Raw genomic sequence first — 15,645 nt, forward strand, 5'->3', positions numbered from 1 at the left:
TCGTTCAGCCCTTCTGCGCTCGGATGGCCCGGAACACGGCTTCCGGTGTGAGCGGCATCTCGGTCAGGCGGACGCCGACCGCGTCGTGGATGGCGTTGGCGATCGCCGGCGACACGCCGAAGGTCGCGCTCTCGCCGACGCCCTTGGCGCCGTAGGGGCCCGACTTCTGCTCCGCCTCGACGATGTCGTTCTCGATGCGAGCGGGCAGGTCGTGAATGCCCGGGATCTTGTAGTCCGCGAAGGACGCGTTCGTGACCTGGCCGTTGTCGTATTCCATGTTCTCGAACAGCGTGAAGCCGAGCTGCATGAGCGCCGCGCCCGATAGCTGGGTCTCGACGATCTTCGGGTTCAGAGGCCGGCCGCAATCCACGGCATTCACCATGCGCAGGATCCTCACGTGGCCGGTCTCTGTATCGACCTCGATCTCGACGCCCGTGCCGCCGATCATCCAGAACGGCGTGACGTTGTCCGACAGGCCTGTCGCCGGATCCGGGGACTTGTAGTCCGGGATGTAGCTCCCGACCCCCACGATATTGCCGGCCTGCATGCCGTATTTCTTCTTGAACAGGTCCTTCGGGCCGTAATTGGTGCCGGGCGGCAGGCCGAGGCTCCGGGCGAGAGCGTCAAGCTGGTCCCGCGCATGCTGGGCGGCGAGCTTCACCGCATTGCCCATGTGGAAGGTCGAGCGCGAGCCGAGCGTCGCCATGTCGTACGGCGTCACGTCGGTGTCGGGGTGGATGACCTTGACGTTCTCGGTCTCGATCCCGAGCGTCTCCCCGACGATCTGGGCCATCGCCGTGTCGGAACCCTGGCCCATGTCGACGGTCGACAGATAGAGGCTCGACGAGCCGTCGCCGTACACGTTCACAATCGCGACCGAGGTCGTGGGCGAGATCGACGCCTTGAACCCGATCGCGATGCCGCGCCCGCGCCTGAGCGGGCCGGTGCCGCGATCGAACGGCTTCGACCAGTCCATCCTGGCGACGATGTCCTCGAGCACGGCCTCGATCGCCGCGTCCTTCATGGCGGTGCCGGTCGCCTGCTCGCGGCCCTCGCGCAGGATGTTGTTGCGGCGGAACTCGACCGGATCGATCTCCAGCTCGCGCGCGATCAGGTCCGTGTGGCTCTCGTAGGCCCAGACGAGCTGCGGGATGCCGAAGCCGCGCAGCGCGCCTGCCGGCGGCCGGTTCGTATAGAGCGCGTAGGAATCGATCGAGACGTTGTCGATGTCGTAGGGGCCGGGTGCCGTGAAGCCCGACTTCTGCGTCACGCGCGGGCCGATATCGGCATAGGCGCCCCCGTTCCAGAACACCTCGCAGCGCCGGCCCGTGATCTTGCCGTCCTTGACCGAGCTCCTGATGCGGAACGTGCTTGCGTGCTTGGAGATCGTGTAGAACTGCTCCTCCATGGTGAGGGACAGCTTCACGGGCCGCCGCACCAGCAGCGCCAGGCACGCGACCAGCGCTTCCAGCTTGATGTAGAGCTTCGCGCCGAAGCCGCCGCCGAGATGTGGCACCACGACCCGTACGCGGTTCTCCGGCCAGCCGAGAAGGCGGGCGATCTCGATGCGCACGAAGGACGGGCTCTGCGAGGCCGTGTGGATCGTCAGCGATTCATGACCCGGGATCGCAAGCGACACCATGGGCTCCAGCGGCGTGTGCATCGTCTGCTGCGTGCGGAACTCGTGCTCGAACACGCGATCGGCGGCCGCGAATGCCGCGTCGACGTCGCCGCGGCGGAGCTGGTAGTCGAGGGCCACGTTAGTGTCGCGGCGCCCGACCAGGTGCTTCAGGTCCGGGAAGGTTCCGGCCGGCTTCAGGACCTCGTGCACGACCGCCCTGGAGGTGACCGCCTCCACCTCGTCGAAGACCGGCTCCAGCTCCTCGTACTCGGCGGTGATGAGCTGGACGGCCTCGGCCGCGACATACGGGTCCTCGGCCAGGACCACGGCCACCGGCTCGCCGACATGGCGCACCTTATCGAGCGCGAGAACCGGCTGATCGTGGAAGGCGGGCCCGTAATAGGGCTCCGGGACGACCTTCCTGATGTCCTCCCCGGTGACCACCCGGTAGACGCCCTCGACGGCCTCGGCCGCCGAGGTGTCGATCGACACGATCCGGCCGTGCGGGACGGTCGAGCGGAACACCTTGGTGTAGAGCATCCCGGGCACGACGAGATTGTGCACGTAGTCTGCCCGGCCCGTGACCTTCTCGCGCGCCTCCAGCCGCGGCACGGATCGGCCGACCTGGCCGGCCGGCATGGGTCGCATCACGTTCATTGGACTGCCCCGTTCCGGACGGCTTCCGCGAGGGCGCGCTTCACGTATACGCGCAGGAGCTCGGTCTTGTACTCGGCCGAGCCCCGGGCATCGTCGATCGTCTCGGCTTCCGTCGCGGCCGCGTCGGCGGCCCGTGCGAAAGCCGCCTCGCCTGGCTGCGCGCCCTCGAGGGCCGCCTCGGCGGCGGCGAGCCGCGTCAGCTTCTCGGTCGCGGCCGAGACCATGATGCGCGAATCCTGCACCGCGCCGTCGGTCAGCTTCAGCGAGACGGCGACGCCGAGGGCCGGCCAGTCGTCCGCCGAACGCGTCGTGCATTTCATGTAGGCGGAGGCCCAGCCGCGTTGCGGGGGAAGGATCACCTGCCTGATCAGCTCTCCTTGCGAGAGCACGGTCTCGTAATAGCCCGAGAACAGGCTCTCGATCGCGATGCGCCGCTCGCCGGCCGGTCCCGTGACCGCGACCTCGCCGCCCAGGGACGACAGGACCGGCGGCAGGTCCATGTGGGGATCGCCATGGGCGAGATTGCCGCCGATGCGTGCCACGTTGCGCACGCGGACATTGGCGAGCCGCTTCATCGCGCGCGGGATGACGGGCGCGACCCGCATCACGTCCGCCGAGCGCTCGACCTGGGCGAGCGTCGCCATCGCGCCCAGCTTCAGGCCGCCATCGCCCGTGGCTTCCACCGCCGCGTGCTCGGGCTCGATCCCGCCGAGATCGACCAGCCGGCTCGGCTGGAAGACGCCGGCCTTCATCATCAGCATCAGCGCCGTGCCGCCGGAGAACGGGCGGACGGTCGGGTCGTCCGTATCAAGAAGTTTTATGGCCTCGCCGAGCGAGGCCGGATGGACCAGCTCGAATCCCCTCACGCGTTCGCCTCCGAAGCGGCGCCCTGGGCGAACGCCGCATTGAGATTCTTCACGAAAGAGCGCTCCATCTCCTTCGCCTTGGACTTGAGGACGGGCTGGCCGATGCTGCCGAGCTTGCCCGCAAGCGCGACGTTCATCTCGTAGGAGACGACCGTCTGCGCGCCATCCTCTCGGAGCATCGCCGACGCGGTCGAGGTCAGGCGCCCGACTACCCCGAGAGGCGTGCCCTCGGCCTTGGCCACGATCTTCTCGGGCGCGACCTTCTCGACGAACTCGACCGCGACCGCGAACTTGAACTTGATGTAGGCGATGCGCGTCTCGAGCGTAGCGGTGTAGCGCGTCTCGTCGATCTGCGTGAGATCGCCCACCCCTTCGATGCAGGACGCGAAGAACGGCGCATCGTTCAGCCGCGCATAGACGATATCGCGGGGAGCCGGGACGGTGAATTCGCCGACGAACTTCATCGTGCAGCCTCGATGAGCTGGCGCAGCTCCGCTGCGATCACGTCGGGCACCTCCAGGGGCGTCAGATGCCGCCCGCCCTTCACGACGTTGAGGGTCGAACCCGCAATGGCGGCATGAATCGCCTCCGCCATCGCGGGCGGCGTCGCGTAATCCTCCTCGCCGACCACGATCCGGGTCGGGACCTTGATGCCTGGAAGCAGCGCGCGAAGATCGGCAGCGCCGAGCATGCGGCAGCTTTCGGCATAGGCCCGGACGTCGTTCTTCAGGAACACGTCCACGCTCTCCTGGACCAACCCGGGATTGGCCGCCCGGAACGCGTCGCCGAACCAGCGCGTCTGCTGGAAGCCGACCAGCGCGCCAAGACCTTCCGTTATGCCCTTCTCGGCGCGCTCGGCCCATTGCCGCGGCGCGTCCGGCCCGTACCAGGCGGTCGTGTCGAAGAGGCCGAGACCCGTCACCTTGTCGCCATGCCGGCCCGCGAAGGCCAGCGTCACGCAGCCGCCCATCGAAGCCCCGCCGACGACGGCCTGCTCCCAGCCGATCTCCGCGAAGACCGCCGCAAGATCGTCGGCGAAGAGCTCGACCGTATAGGGCCCGGCCGGCTTGTCCGAGGCGCCATGCCCGCGGCAATCCCAGGTCAGCACGGTCGCGGCGTCGGCTAGCCGCTCGGCGACCGGCCTCCAGAAGCTGCCGTCCATGGCGAGCGAATGGGTCAGGGCGACGCGGCCCGGGCCCGAGCCGATCAGCTCGTAGCTCAACCTCGTGCCGTCCGCCGCAATGGCCGTGCCTGTCCGTGGGGCCTGCAAATCCGTCTCCCTCTCGGCGCGTCTCGGGCTCGCGGCCGCATGCGCTCGGCGCGGCTGAAGCTGCGCGCCAATTTGAAGCCGTTCTGAGCAAGGCCTCTCGCCGGCACAAACGAAAGCTTTTCAGATCACGATTAGATTTTGTAATCCGACCGACGATCTCCGGGAGATGCGAGCCTTGCGACGACTGCCATCCATGTCCGGACTGCGGGCCTTCGAAGCGACGGCGCGGCATCTCAGCTTCACGCGCGCCGCGACGGAGCTGAACCTGACCCAGGGCGCGGTGAGCCATCAGATCAAGAATCTCGAGGATCTGCTCGGCCTCAAGCTCTTCTCGCGCGACGGGAACGCGATCCGCCTCACCGAGGCGGGATACGAGTACCTGGCCTCTGCCCGCGCCGCCCTGACGGAGGTGCTGGTTGCGACCGATCGGGCGATCGAGCGCCAGCGGGGGGATATCCTCACGATCGCCTGTCTCGGCACATTCTCGATCAAGTGCCTCATCCCCAATCTGGGCGACTTCTCACGCCGTCATCCCAGCATCGGATTGCGGGTCAGGACGCTGTCGCCGTCCATGCACATGGCGCCGCAGGATTACGACGTCTCGATCCAGTACGGATCCAGCGAGGACTGGCCCGACATGATCGCCCGCAAGATCATGCGGGAGGAGCTGTTCCCGGTATGCTCGCCCGCGCTTCTCGATCTGAATGGCGGCTTGAAGGCACCGTCCGATCTGGTCCGCCACACCGTCATCCGGACCGCGTCTCCCTTCATCCTGCGCGACGACTGGCCGCTCTGGCTGGAGAGGGCCGGCGTCCCCGGTATCGGCTTCGCCGGCGAGATCAGTTGCGACCTCCTCTATCCCTCCTACCAGGCCGCCATGGAGGGGCTGGGCGTCGCCATGGGCCGGAGCGCCGTGGTCGCGGCCGACATCCGGGCGGGCCGCCTGATCGAACCCTTCTCGATCCGCCTGCCTTCCTCTCTCGGCTACCACGTGGTGATCGGCGAGGAGCGGGCGAAGCTTGCGAAGGTGCAGCTCTTCTGCGAGTGGGCACTCGAGCGCCTCGGCGGCGCCGCGCCGCTCCCGGCCCCCTCCCGCCTCGCCATCCGGCCAGACGCTGCATGAACTTCATCACCACCGAAGACGCCCCTCCCGCCGGCGGCCATTACAGCCAGGCGGTCACTGCGAACGGCCTTCTCTTCGTGGCCGGCCAATTGCCGATCCGGCTCGGGGGCGGCATCCCCGACGGCATCGAAGCGCAGACCAGGCAGGCTCTCGCCAATGTCGAGGCCATCCTCAAGGCTGCCGGCTCCGGGCTCGACCGTGTCGTCAGCGCGACCGTCTATGTCAGCGACATCGAGCTCTGGCCCGAGGTGAACCGCGTCTATGCCGAGATCTTCGGGGTCCATCGTCCGGCGCGGACCGTAGCCGTGTCGCCGCAGCTTCATTACGGCGCTCTCGTCGAGGTTCAGGCCATCGCGCTGGCCTGACCGTCGATGTCGGGTGGCCTCCACCGCCTCTCCGGCTCCCGCGTCGCGGACGAGGCCGTGAACTCCCATCGACGTCGGCGGGCAGGGTAGCCAGGCAATGGCTGCTGAGGGCGGCGGCGACGGGCCGGAGCGGCAGCCGCGAATGCTTGCGGAGGGGACGACCTCACCCGCGATCGCGGCGCTCGTACCCGAAGGAGATGGTCACCAGTTCGTCGTCTATGGCGACGCCTGCTCGGGCGTGCCGGGAGCTCCTCACGAGCGGACGTTCTCCGCGGTAAACGCCGTGCTCCGCCGGCTCCGGCCGGAGCCCGACTTCATCCTGTTCACCGGTGACGAGATCGCAGGCCTGACCGCCGACGGCCCCCGCCTGCGCGAGCAATGGCGGGCATTTTCTCCAGGCGGAGATGGGCTGGCTCGACCGGGCGCAGGGGCGACCTGCTCCTGGTCGTGGTTCACACGCTCTGGTCGGGGCACCGTGTGGACTCGGTAGGGAACGGCGTCAAGGAGGCGACGGAGGAACTCACCCGAGACGTGGGTGGTGCCTTCTCGTGCAGCTCGACGAAGGCGAACTTCGACGTACGGCGATGGCGACGAACAGGTGGAGCTTGCCCCCGCTCCGTCCGGACCTCGGCGATATCGATGTGGAAGAAGCAGATCGGACAGCTCTTGAACTTGCGCTTGTCGGGCTTGTCGCCCTCGACTTCCGGTAGGCTGCTGATCCCATGGCGCTGAAAGCAGCGATGCAGGGACGAGCGCGTCAGGTGCGGGATCGTCGCCTGGAGAGCGAAGAGGCAGTCGTCCAGCGGCAGGAGCGTATGGCGCCGGAAGGCGACCACGACCGCCTCGTCCTCGACCGACAGCACGGTCGACCGCTGCTCCTTCGGGCCGGTCGGAACGTCGGCCACCGACGTCCGCCGCTTCCACTTCGCGACCGTCTTCTGATTGATCCAGTAGCGGGCCGCCAGCGTCCTCAGGCTCGCTTCACCATGCTGTATCGCTCGACGGACCGCCTCCGTCCTCGTGGCGCTCTCCCATGGAAAACCTGCCCCATAGCGCCTCCCTCCACTCGGACGTAGAGACTGCACCATCAAAGCCCGGGATCAAACGTCCTAGGCGGTGTGGACGGATTGCGGCACGTCGTTTGGCGAGGATTCCACTGACGCGCATTGTCTGATTCATGGGGGAGCCGATTGAGTTGGAGGTCGGCGATGTCCACGAAGATGGCGGATGCGAATTGGTCGGTGGCGCTGGAGGTGTTTCGGGCCTCGCTGCCGCGCCGGGGCGACAAAGGTCGCGACGACCGGCTGTTTTTCGAAGCGCCGCACTATTTCTCGGTTCACACCATCACCTGGCGGACGCTGTCGGAGCGGTTCGGCAAGTGGAACAGCGTCTGGAAGCGCTTCGACCGGCTGAGCAAGGCGGGCGTGTTCGAGACCTTCTTCGATCACCTCGCCTCGCTGTCGCCCTCGGCGCAGCTCGTGCAGATGTTCGACTCGACCATCGTGCGCGCCCATGTCTCTGCTGCCGGCGCCAAAGGGGGCAGGCAGGTCAGGCGCTCGGCCGTTCCCGCGGCGGCTTCTCGACCAAGATCCATCCGAAGACCGATTTCGACGGCCATCCCATCGCCTTCGATCTGACCGGAGGCGAAAAGGGAGACGCACCGCATTCCGGTCCTGCTCGGGCTCGGCCCCGATATCGATACGCGCGCCGCCGTCGCCGATAAGGGCTACGCCAGCAGGGCCAATCGGCAGGCCGCGCGCTCATGCGACATCATCCCGGTCATTCCGCACAAGGCCAACGAGAAGGACAAGCCCCGCCTCTTCGCAAAGGCCCTCTATCGCGGGCGCGCCCGCATCGAACAGGCCGTCGGAAAGCTCAAGTGCTTCAAGCGCGTCGCCCTGCGAGGCGAAAAACACGCAGTCTTGCTAGCAATCGATGAAAGGCCGATGTCGGGGGGCGCAGCGCCTCCGACCTACGCCCGACCTCACATGCTCGCGGACGTGTTTGCGCACCTCGCCCAGCGCGCGCTGCACCGCCGACCAGACGTGCTGGAGAGATCGGTCAGGGCTGTCATGAAGCCGGGGTCGCGCCGGCCAGCCTCGAGGGCTGGCCCCTGATCGGGCGGGCCCCGCGGCCGGCGACCATGTAGGCCACGACCGTCCAGGGCGCGCCGCAGAAGCCGAGCAGCGTCGTCCGTCGGCAGTGCCGCGCGCGGAACTCACGGCCGACACCGATCATAATCGCCTTCATTGACAACCATCGCGGTGCGTATACCTACCCGCACTGCCGAGGTCATAAACGCTGGCGAACCCGGAACTACGCGAAGGTTTTGCGGTAGGTATCCCGCAGCACGTTCTTTTGCACCTTTCCGAGAGCGTTTCGTGGAAGAGCGTCGGAAAATTGGATCTTTTTCGGCAGCTTGTATCGGGCCAGCTCCCTGCCAAGCCTTTCAACGATTTCGTCCTGGGACGGCGTGACGCCGTCCGGCTTTGGCTCGACTATCGCGACGACGCCCTCGCCAAAATCCGGATGCGGGCAACCGATGACGGCGCAGTTCTGAATGCCGGGAATTCGTCCAAGTGCTGTTTCTACCTCCTGCGCATATACATTATAGCCGCCGGAGATGATTAGATCTTTCGCGCGCCCGACTAGCGTGATCCTACCATCCGAATCTATCGTTGCGAGGTCGCCCGTGCGAAAATAGCCGTCCTCGGTCAAATCCTCCGCGGTCTTCGTCGGCATCCGCCAATACTCGGTGAACACATTTGGCCCACGGACGATTAGCTCGCCCACCTGACCGGATGGAACAGTTCCAGATTCCGCGTCTCGTAGGTCGACTTCGACCCCAGGTAGCGGAAAGCCGACCGTAGCCGGGATGCGATCCCCCTTGAGCGGGTTCGAGGCGATGATCGTCGTTTCGGTCATGCCGTACCTCTCGAGAATGGCATGGCCGGTGCGGTTCTCGAACTCGCTGAAATGATCTGCGGACAGCGGAGCCGACCCGCTGGTGAAAAGGCGCATTCCCGCGCACCTCGCGCGATCGAGCCTCGGATCGGCCAGGAGGCGGCTGTAGAAGGTTGGCACGCCCATGAAGACCGTGGCGTTCGGCAACTCGTTCAGCGCCGAATCGACGTCGAAGCGTGGCAGGAAGATGACCTGGGCGCGCGCATACAGCGCTGTATTGAGCGCGATGAACAGGCCGTGCGCGTGGAAGATGGGCAGCGCATGGAGGAGCACATCCTCCGAGCCAATCTCCCAGATCCCGGAGAGCGTGCGGGCCGTGAAGGCAAGAGCACGATGACTGATGACAGCCCCCTTAGGGCGACCGGTCGTTCCCGAGGTGTAGAGGATGGCGGCCGGATCCAGTTCACCGACCGGTTCGGTGGCCGACAGCGGTTCGATCGCCGCCGCCGAGTGCAGAAGGCCGTCCGGTCCGTGGAAGGTGATGGCGCCCGTTCGGCCATTCCCACCAACGAGCGCGGTCGCCTTGTCGGCTACGACGAGGACCGGCTCGGCGTCGGAGACGATATGGGCGACCTCCGGGGCCGTGTAGGCCGTGTTGATGGGAAGATAGATCGCGCCGATCTGCAGGCTGGCGAGGTAGAGGCAGACGGCCTCGGGTGTCTTCTCGAGCTGCACGGCGAGCCGATCGCCGCGCTGGACGCCGCGACGTCGAAGCACGGCAGCGATCTGCCGGCTGAGGCGATCGATGTCGCCCATGGTCCAAGTCGATCCGTCGTCCGATCGAAGGACCGGTCGCCCTGGCGAGTCCTGCGCCGCCAGCAGGAGTTCGTGTAGATTGTCGCTCATAGCTGCGTCCTTTGAGCTAGCCGGGCACACGCCTCAGCTAGCGATCCGCGAAACAGGGCTGGCGCCGTTCCTTCCAGGCGCGCAGCCCTTCCTGCAGGTCCTCGGACCCGATCGCGTGGACAAACCGGGCTTCGGTCTCGGCGGGATCCGCCGTGCCGCGGCGGATCCCGGTCAGCGATGCCTTGAGCCCCTGCACGGCGCTCGGCGCGCCGGCGGCTATCCCCATCGCCATCGCATCTGCGCGTTCCGTCAATTCCGCCGCATCGACCAACTGGTGGAGGAAGCCGACCCGAAGCATTGTATCGCCGTCGATCTCTTCGGCCGATAAAAGGAGGCGCTTCGCCGTCGACAGGCCCAATTGTTCGACATAGCGGCGTAGGCCGCCGTGAAAATACGGAATTCCGAGGCGCGTCGGGGGCATTCTCATGCGCGCTCCGCGCACCCCAATACGGTAGTCGCAGGCGAGCGCGAAATCGGTCGCTCCGCCATAGACGCTTCCATTCAGGGCACACACCGTCGGAATGCGGACGCCCTCGAGCTGGTCGCAGAGGCGGCCGAAGGCCATAACGTCCGCAGGCGCGTCGGCATCGCCGAGAGCGCCGATGTCGAAGCCCGCACTGAAGGTCGGGCCGGTAGCGCCGACGAGAAGGACGCGCACGGTCCGCTCATTTTCGACCTCAGCGACCATTCTCGCGAGAGCCGCGATGTCCACCGCCTCGAAACGATTGTGCTGGCGGGGCCGATTGAGCCTGATGCGGGCCACCGGGCCATTGATCTCGAGGGTCGGGATGCCGAGCGCAGCCGTGTTCATTTCAGCGATATAACAAAATAAAAATATCTTTCAATTTATAAAAAATATCACAATGCAGTACGAACGCCCGATCCCGACGTCTCCCCGCGATCGATGCGAGGGAGATCCGCGCCGACGAGCGAGTCCGGGGTGACGATGTCGATCAGTTGTTCCTCGCTCCAGTCGCGGGTCCAGTCGGGCCGCATCGGCAGGACCATCCAACGATAATCGGCCGTGCTGTCCACGACGCGAATCTGGACCTCCGGCGCCAGATCGATTCCCCATTCTCGGAGCAGTGCTCGAGGAGATCGAACGGCCCGCGCGCGATACGTCGACGACTTGTACCAGTCTCGCGGGTAGCCGAGGAGCCACCGCGGATAGCAGGAGCACAGGGTGCAGACGACGAGATTGTGAACTTCGGATGTATTCTCGAGAACCCCGACGGGCGGCCCGCCTGCCGGGAAGAAACCAAGCTGCTCGGCGGCCGCGGTTCCATCGCGCAGCAGCAGTTCCTTGAAATGCGGGTCTGTCCAGGCCTTGGCGACGAGTTGGGCTCCATGACGGGGGCTGGCGATGCTCGCCGCCCTGATCCGGGCCTCAAGTTCGGCTTCCGTGAGGAGGCCTCTCTTCTTCAGATGCTCGACTACCGTGTCGAGCAGGAGGACAGCCTCCGCGCTTGCGACTTCCGGTTTCATGATGGTGTTCCGTGCGGCTGAAGCCAGTGTTCGTAGAGTTCGACCAGCAGGCTTTCGTTGGGATGGTCCTCGCCGGGCCAGATTTCGGACAGCGGGATGCTGACATGGTAGAGCCGCCGAAGCTCGGCAGGGCGGGCGAAGGCGAGATCCTCGGGATTGGGGTGTCGTCCGAGGTGAGCGGCGATCCGACCTCGGCGCCCGCGGACATACGAGGGCGTCCGGAGATGGCAGGGGCCACGCTCCTCGGGCCAATCCGCGATCACAGAGACGGTCGTGCCGAGGGGAAGGCCCCCCGCATCGGTCAGGTCGGCTTCGCTCAAGGCAAGTCTCCCTGCGCGATGAGACCCTTTTCCCGCAGCACGACGACGATCGCTCTCAGCCAACGCTCGTAATAGGGCAGAGCGGCATAGTCCTCGGGCGGGAGCGATTCGACCGCGCGTCGGAGTTCATCGGTCGACATGATGCCCTTGGCTCCCAAAACGAGCCGGAGGGCGTCGCAGCGCTGGCCGAATGCGTCCGGCTGGCCGGGATGCTGCGTCCGGTCGACGGGCACGCACATGTATTTGGTGCGCCCTCCGAGATCGTGGGGTGCGGCTCGTTCGAGAGTTTCCATGAATTCCCTCTCTGGTGCTTGCTCAGACGGAGGCCCCAGCAGGCCGAAGCAAGTCCGGCCTCCGGTCTCGCCATGGCGTGCTCAACTCGTACTGGTGGGCCACCTTGAGGATCAGGCTTTCGTCGAAGGGACGTCCGACGATCTGCAGGGACAGCGGCAATCCGTCGTCGGTGAAACCCATCCGCGTCGCCAGCGCCGGATTGCCGGTGACGTTGAATGCCGCGTGGAAGCCCCGCCAGTCGAAGAGCCCCTCGGGGGCCTTCGGCTCGAGCCGCCCTGCCGGCTCTCCCGTCGGGGTCACCAGGACGTCGATGGTGTCGAACGCCAGCGCCATCGACTCGGCGAGTTCTCTGCGCCAGCGTTGAGCGTTGAGATACTCTTCCGCCGTCACGAAGGCGCCGGCCGAGATGCGGACCCGGAAGCTATGGCCGAGGAGTTCGGGGGCCCGGCGGAGGGCGGGGCCGTGCGTCGCAAACAGCTCCACGGCGGCAATGACCTTCTTGGTGTCCTCGAAGACCTGCAACGGCGGCAGTTCGACCCCGCGCAGCTCGGCGCCGAGGTCAATCAAGACCGACAGCGCATCCTCGAAAGCGGCACGGACCTTGGGCGAAGGAGGCGCCTCCTTGTCGATCCATGCCGTCGGCAGACCGACGCGCAGACCCTTGAGCGATCCGGAGAGACGAGCGCTATACGGATAGCCGCCATTCGGGCGGCCGGCCGTGACGACCTCCAGCAGGATGGCGACGTCCTCGGCCGTCCAAGCCATCGGCCCGACGCAGTCGAGGCTGAACGAGTTGGGAATGATCCCCTGAACGGAGACGAGGCCATTCGTGGGCTTTAGTCCCACGATCCCGCAGGCCGATGCCGGGCCGCGGATCGAGCCTCCCGTGTCGGATCCGATCGATCCGGCGCATAGGCCGGCCGCGACGCCAGCGGCAGATCCCGAGGACGATCCGGACGGATCGAACGCGACATTCCACGGATTGCGTGCCGGCTCCTGAAGAATGTCCCACGATGGCCCACCGTGAGCGAATTCCCAGGTGGCCGCTTTTCCGATCAGAAGACCGTCGGCGGCGCCGAGCCGGCGGGCGACATCGGCGTCTGCTGCAGGAACCTGGTCCGACCTCGATCTCGAATGCCCCGTCGTCCGGATGCCCCTGATCTCGATGACATCCTTGAGACTGTAGGGCACCCCGGTCAGGCTCCCCGTCCGGCCCCGCGACTGGGCGGCGTCCGCCTCGCGCGCCCTTTCCCGCGCGGCCTCGAGCGTCGGCGTGATCAGCGATAGCAGGATCGGCTCGAACCGCTCGATCCGTTCCGCGAAACCGGCAAGGACCTCGCTGGGACGGATCTCGCGGGCAGCGACGAGTGTCCTGATCTCCGCAATCGTGAGAGGATGGCTCATTCAAGCCTCTTTCTGGTCGCCAGCAGCGAGGGCGAACCGGAAGGCGGGCTCGGCGTCAGCCGTCCAATCCCGCGACAGGCGGCCCACCACCGACCGAGCCTTCCGGTAGGACGTCATCAACTCCGCATTGAAGGGCGGCTCGGTCGCCAGCCCGATGCGGCGGGCGAAGATGAGGACACCGTCCTCATCCGACTCGATATCGACAGGCATCACCGGATCCGCCCCTTCGCGTTCACTTCTTGACGAGCGGGCACTCGCTCTCCGAAAGCGGAAAATAGACGTCCTTCGCGGGCACCCGTGCCAAGACGTCGTAATAGCCCCAGGGCGTTTTCACGTCCGCCGGCTTCTTGACCTCGACCAGGAAGAAATCGTGCACGAGCTTGTTGTCTTCGCGGATCGTCGCGCCCTTGGCATAGAAGTCGTCGACCGGATTGGATTTCATCCATTTCAGGACCGCATCCGTCTGATCCGAACCGGATGCCGCGACGCCTCTCAGGTAATGGAGCACACCGGAATAGACCGCGGCCTGGGACGATGTCGGCATCGCCTTGTGAGCCTCGAAGAAGCGCCGCCCGAACGCACGGGTCGCATCGTCGACGTCCCAGTAGAACGCGGTCAATGCAGTGAGGCCCTGGCTGATATCCGGGCCCATGCTGTGCACGTCCGTGATGAACATCAGCTGCGCCACCGGCTTTTGAGTACCGGCATTCATTCCGAATTCGTTCCATTGCTTCATGCTGTTGACCAGCTGCGCGCCGGCATTGGCGAAAGCAACGACCTTCGCACCCGAGGATTGGGCCTGAAGAAGGAACGAGCTGTAGTCGCTCGCGCCGATGGGGTGAAAGATCCTGCCTGCCGTCTTGCCGCCGGCCTGCGCTAACACGCGCTCGGATTCGGCGACCATGTTATGGCCGAAGGCATAGTCGGCGGCGATGAAGAACCAGCTATTTTGGCCCTGCGGAACGAGAGTTCGGATCGGCCCGGAGACCAGATTGTAGGAATCGTGCTGCCAGGCGAGACCGGTGGGAGCGCATTGCTTCCCGTTGAGCTCCGTCGTGGCCACGGCGGAATAGATCGCGATCTTGTTCCTCTCGCGGATGATGTTCTGGACCGCCAGTCCGACCGCCGAGTTCCCGATGTCGACGACCATGTCGACACCGTCAACGTCGAACCACTTGCGGACGGTGGTCGCGCCGATGTCGGGCTTGTTCTGGTGATCAGCGGTGACGATCTCGACCTGAAGTTTCGGATTGGCCTTTCGGAAGTCCGCCACGGCCAATCTCGCCGCAATGACGGATCCGGGGCCCATCGGATCGGAGAGCGGGCCGGATTGGTCGTTGATGACGCCGATCCGCACCACGCCCCCGGAAATCTCGGCCGAGGCCGGAGCCGCCGCCAAGGCCGCAAAACTGAATAGCGCAACCGCTGAGCAGGTGCGCCGCAGTCGCCGGGTAACGCTGAAGGCTATCATGTCATCGACCTCGTGCTGCGAGACCGCTTGCGGAGAGCTTCGGTCTCAAATGGCGCGAGAAGCTAGGCAACCTTCGGGCCATTTGGGATGACATTAGTCAGAAAAAAAATATCATAAAGGAAAAAAATGCATTCTAGGCTTAGCCGACCGGCTCTTTGCGAGGGAGGCGAGCCACGAGATCGGCGAAGACCTGCCCGCCGACGGTGAGGTGCCTACGCATGGCACGGGCAGCGGCGGCGCCGTCTCCGCGTCCGATCGCGTTAATGATTGCCTCGTGATCCTCGTATGACTGAGTCATCCGGCCGGGCTGCTGAAACGGATAGCGCCGGTAGATGCGCAGGCGGGCGCGCGCATCCTTGATGCCGGCCTCGAGGAATTCGTTGTGAGCCGCCCGATAGATTGTTTCGTGGAGCGCAGTGTTGGCGCGGTCGTATTCCAGGACGTCGTCGACGAGTTCTGCACTTCGCAGGTGGATGTCGCGCAGTTGCGCCATGAGGTTGGTGCTGATGCGCTTGGCTGCCAGCCGGGCCGCCATGCTTTCCAGCTCTGTCATCATCTCAAATAACGCCACGATCTGCTCGGGTGCCAAGACGGTCACCGTTGCTCCGCGGCGCTGGCGCAGATCGACCAGGCCGCGGGAAGCCAGTTCGATCAGCGCTTCCCGCACCGGGGTCTTGGAAACATTGAAGCGCTCGCAGAGCGCGCGTTCTTCAATCCGGGCGCCTGGCGGAAAGGTCCCGGAGGTGATCTCTCCCCGGATCCAGCTCGCAATCTCGCTCGTCCTTCTGGCCTTGCTCAAGGCTCCTCCTGCCGCAAAATCCATGAATGTGGCTCGTCAAGCTAACCTTGTTATCATTTTCGTTGGGTCCGGGTATATTTTTCGGTCCATCGGGACCGTAGACGGAGAGCAGCGTTATGGATCTGGATTTGGCGGGTCGGTCCGCCCTCGTCACCGGCGG

17 protein-coding genes and 1 pseudogene are annotated in these 15,645 nt (G+C 65.7%); 3 read left to right on the plus strand and 15 right to left on the minus strand.

Annotated elements, in window-relative coordinates; genetic code table 11:
* Nucleotides 1-4: 4 nt before the first annotated feature.
* Genes HJG44_RS17420 through HJG44_RS17435 form a run of 4 tightly spaced genes read right to left on the minus strand, consistent with a single transcriptional unit; the run spans nucleotide 5 to nucleotide 4,366 of the window.
* Nucleotides 5-2,278, minus strand: coding sequence for a xanthine dehydrogenase family protein molybdopterin-binding subunit (locus HJG44_RS17420; RefSeq protein ID WP_171219628.1), 2,274 nt, complete (start codon nucleotides 2,276-2,278; stop codon nucleotides 5-7).
* The gene (locus HJG44_RS17425; RefSeq protein WP_171219629.1) at nucleotides 2,275-3,144 is read right to left on the minus strand and encodes an FAD binding domain-containing protein; all 870 of its coding nucleotides are present in this window, start codon (nucleotides 3,142-3,144) and stop codon (nucleotides 2,275-2,277) included. The genes HJG44_RS17420 and HJG44_RS17425 overlap by 4 nt, the downstream gene beginning before the upstream one ends.
* Nucleotides 3,141-3,608, minus strand: a complete 468-nt coding sequence (locus tag HJG44_RS17430; RefSeq protein WP_171219630.1) for an SRPBCC family protein — start codon at nucleotides 3,606-3,608, stop codon at nucleotides 3,141-3,143. The genes HJG44_RS17425 and HJG44_RS17430 overlap by 4 nt, the downstream gene beginning before the upstream one ends.
* Complete coding sequence (locus HJG44_RS17435; RefSeq protein WP_246736339.1) at nucleotides 3,605-4,366, minus strand: alpha/beta fold hydrolase; 762 nt, start codon at nucleotides 4,364-4,366, stop codon at nucleotides 3,605-3,607. Before HJG44_RS17435 ends, HJG44_RS17430 begins: the two co-directional genes overlap by 4 nt.
* Before the next feature lie 214 nt (nucleotides 4,367-4,580).
* Here HJG44_RS17435 and gcvA point away from each other — a divergent pair, with 214 nt between their 5' ends.
* On the plus strand, nucleotides 4,581-5,537 hold the full coding sequence (gene gcvA / locus HJG44_RS17440) for a transcriptional regulator GcvA (protein WP_281411540.1): 957 nt from the start codon (nucleotides 4,581-4,583) through the stop codon (nucleotides 5,535-5,537).
* Nucleotides 5,534-5,902 carry a RidA family protein gene (locus tag HJG44_RS17445; protein ID WP_171219632.1) on the plus strand — a complete coding sequence of 123 codons (369 nt, stop codon included), beginning with the start codon at nucleotides 5,534-5,536 and terminating at the stop codon, nucleotides 5,900-5,902. Before gcvA ends, HJG44_RS17445 begins: the two co-directional genes overlap by 4 nt.
* A gap of 471 nt (nucleotides 5,903-6,373) precedes the next feature.
* Here HJG44_RS17445 and HJG44_RS17455 read toward each other — a convergent pair.
* A pseudogene (locus tag HJG44_RS17455) lies at nucleotides 6,374-6,953 on the minus strand (transposase family protein); the annotation flags it as partial.
* Between the two features lie 157 nt (nucleotides 6,954-7,110).
* Between HJG44_RS17455 and HJG44_RS17460 the strand changes: the two are divergent.
* Nucleotides 7,111-7,539 carry a transposase gene (locus tag HJG44_RS17460; RefSeq protein ID WP_171219633.1) on the plus strand — a complete coding sequence of 143 codons (429 nt, stop codon included), beginning with the start codon at nucleotides 7,111-7,113 and terminating at the stop codon, nucleotides 7,537-7,539.
* Between the two features lie 433 nt (nucleotides 7,540-7,972).
* Here HJG44_RS17460 and HJG44_RS24275 read toward each other — a convergent pair whose 3' ends face one another.
* The 10 genes from HJG44_RS24275 to HJG44_RS17510 all read right to left on the minus strand — a co-directional run bounded on the left by HJG44_RS24275 (nucleotide 7,973) and on the right by HJG44_RS17510 (nucleotide 15,485).
* Nucleotides 7,973-8,152, minus strand: a complete 180-nt coding sequence (locus tag HJG44_RS24275) for a uroporphyrinogen decarboxylase family protein (protein ID WP_346767195.1) — start codon at nucleotides 8,150-8,152, stop codon at nucleotides 7,973-7,975.
* A gap of 66 nt (nucleotides 8,153-8,218) precedes the next feature.
* Complete coding sequence (locus HJG44_RS17470; RefSeq protein ID WP_171219634.1) at nucleotides 8,219-9,712, minus strand: AMP-binding protein; 1,494 nt, start codon at nucleotides 9,710-9,712, stop codon at nucleotides 8,219-8,221.
* 37 nt (nucleotides 9,713-9,749) lie between these two features.
* Nucleotides 9,750-10,523, minus strand: a complete 774-nt coding sequence (locus tag HJG44_RS17475; protein WP_171219635.1) for an enoyl-CoA hydratase/isomerase family protein — start codon at nucleotides 10,521-10,523, stop codon at nucleotides 9,750-9,752.
* Nucleotides 10,524-10,570: 47 nt separating this feature from the next.
* The gene (locus HJG44_RS17480; RefSeq protein ID WP_171219636.1) at nucleotides 10,571-11,197 is read right to left on the minus strand and encodes a nitrile hydratase subunit alpha; all 627 of its coding nucleotides are present in this window, start codon (nucleotides 11,195-11,197) and stop codon (nucleotides 10,571-10,573) included.
* Nucleotides 11,194-11,517, minus strand: a complete 324-nt coding sequence (locus tag HJG44_RS17485; protein ID WP_210261204.1) for an SH3-like domain-containing protein — start codon at nucleotides 11,515-11,517, stop codon at nucleotides 11,194-11,196. Before HJG44_RS17485 ends, HJG44_RS17480 begins: the two co-directional genes overlap by 4 nt.
* Complete coding sequence (locus HJG44_RS17490; protein ID WP_171219637.1) at nucleotides 11,514-11,810, minus strand: SH3-like domain-containing protein; 297 nt, start codon at nucleotides 11,808-11,810, stop codon at nucleotides 11,514-11,516. Before HJG44_RS17490 ends, HJG44_RS17485 begins: the two co-directional genes overlap by 4 nt.
* 22 nt (nucleotides 11,811-11,832) lie before the next feature.
* Nucleotides 11,833-13,215: an amidase gene (locus tag HJG44_RS17495; protein WP_171219638.1), complete on the minus strand. Its 1,383-nt coding sequence runs from the start codon at nucleotides 13,213-13,215 to the stop codon at nucleotides 11,833-11,835.
* Nucleotides 13,216-13,425 carry a hypothetical protein gene (locus HJG44_RS17500; RefSeq protein WP_171219639.1) on the minus strand — a complete coding sequence of 70 codons (210 nt, stop codon included), beginning with the start codon at nucleotides 13,423-13,425 and terminating at the stop codon, nucleotides 13,216-13,218. It abuts the gene before it with no gap.
* 22 nt (nucleotides 13,426-13,447) lie between these two features.
* Nucleotides 13,448-14,686: an ABC transporter substrate-binding protein gene (locus tag HJG44_RS17505; protein WP_171219640.1), complete on the minus strand. Its 1,239-nt coding sequence runs from the start codon at nucleotides 14,684-14,686 to the stop codon at nucleotides 13,448-13,450.
* A gap of 139 nt (nucleotides 14,687-14,825) precedes the next feature.
* Complete coding sequence (locus HJG44_RS17510; RefSeq protein ID WP_171219641.1) at nucleotides 14,826-15,485, minus strand: GntR family transcriptional regulator; 660 nt, start codon at nucleotides 15,483-15,485, stop codon at nucleotides 14,826-14,828.
* Nucleotides 15,486-15,645 lie beyond the last annotated feature (160 nt).

The organism is Enterovirga aerilata, from assembly GCF_013044135.1.
In the GTDB taxonomy this organism is placed as follows: domain Bacteria; phylum Pseudomonadota; class Alphaproteobacteria; order Rhizobiales; family Beijerinckiaceae; genus Enterovirga; species Enterovirga aerilata.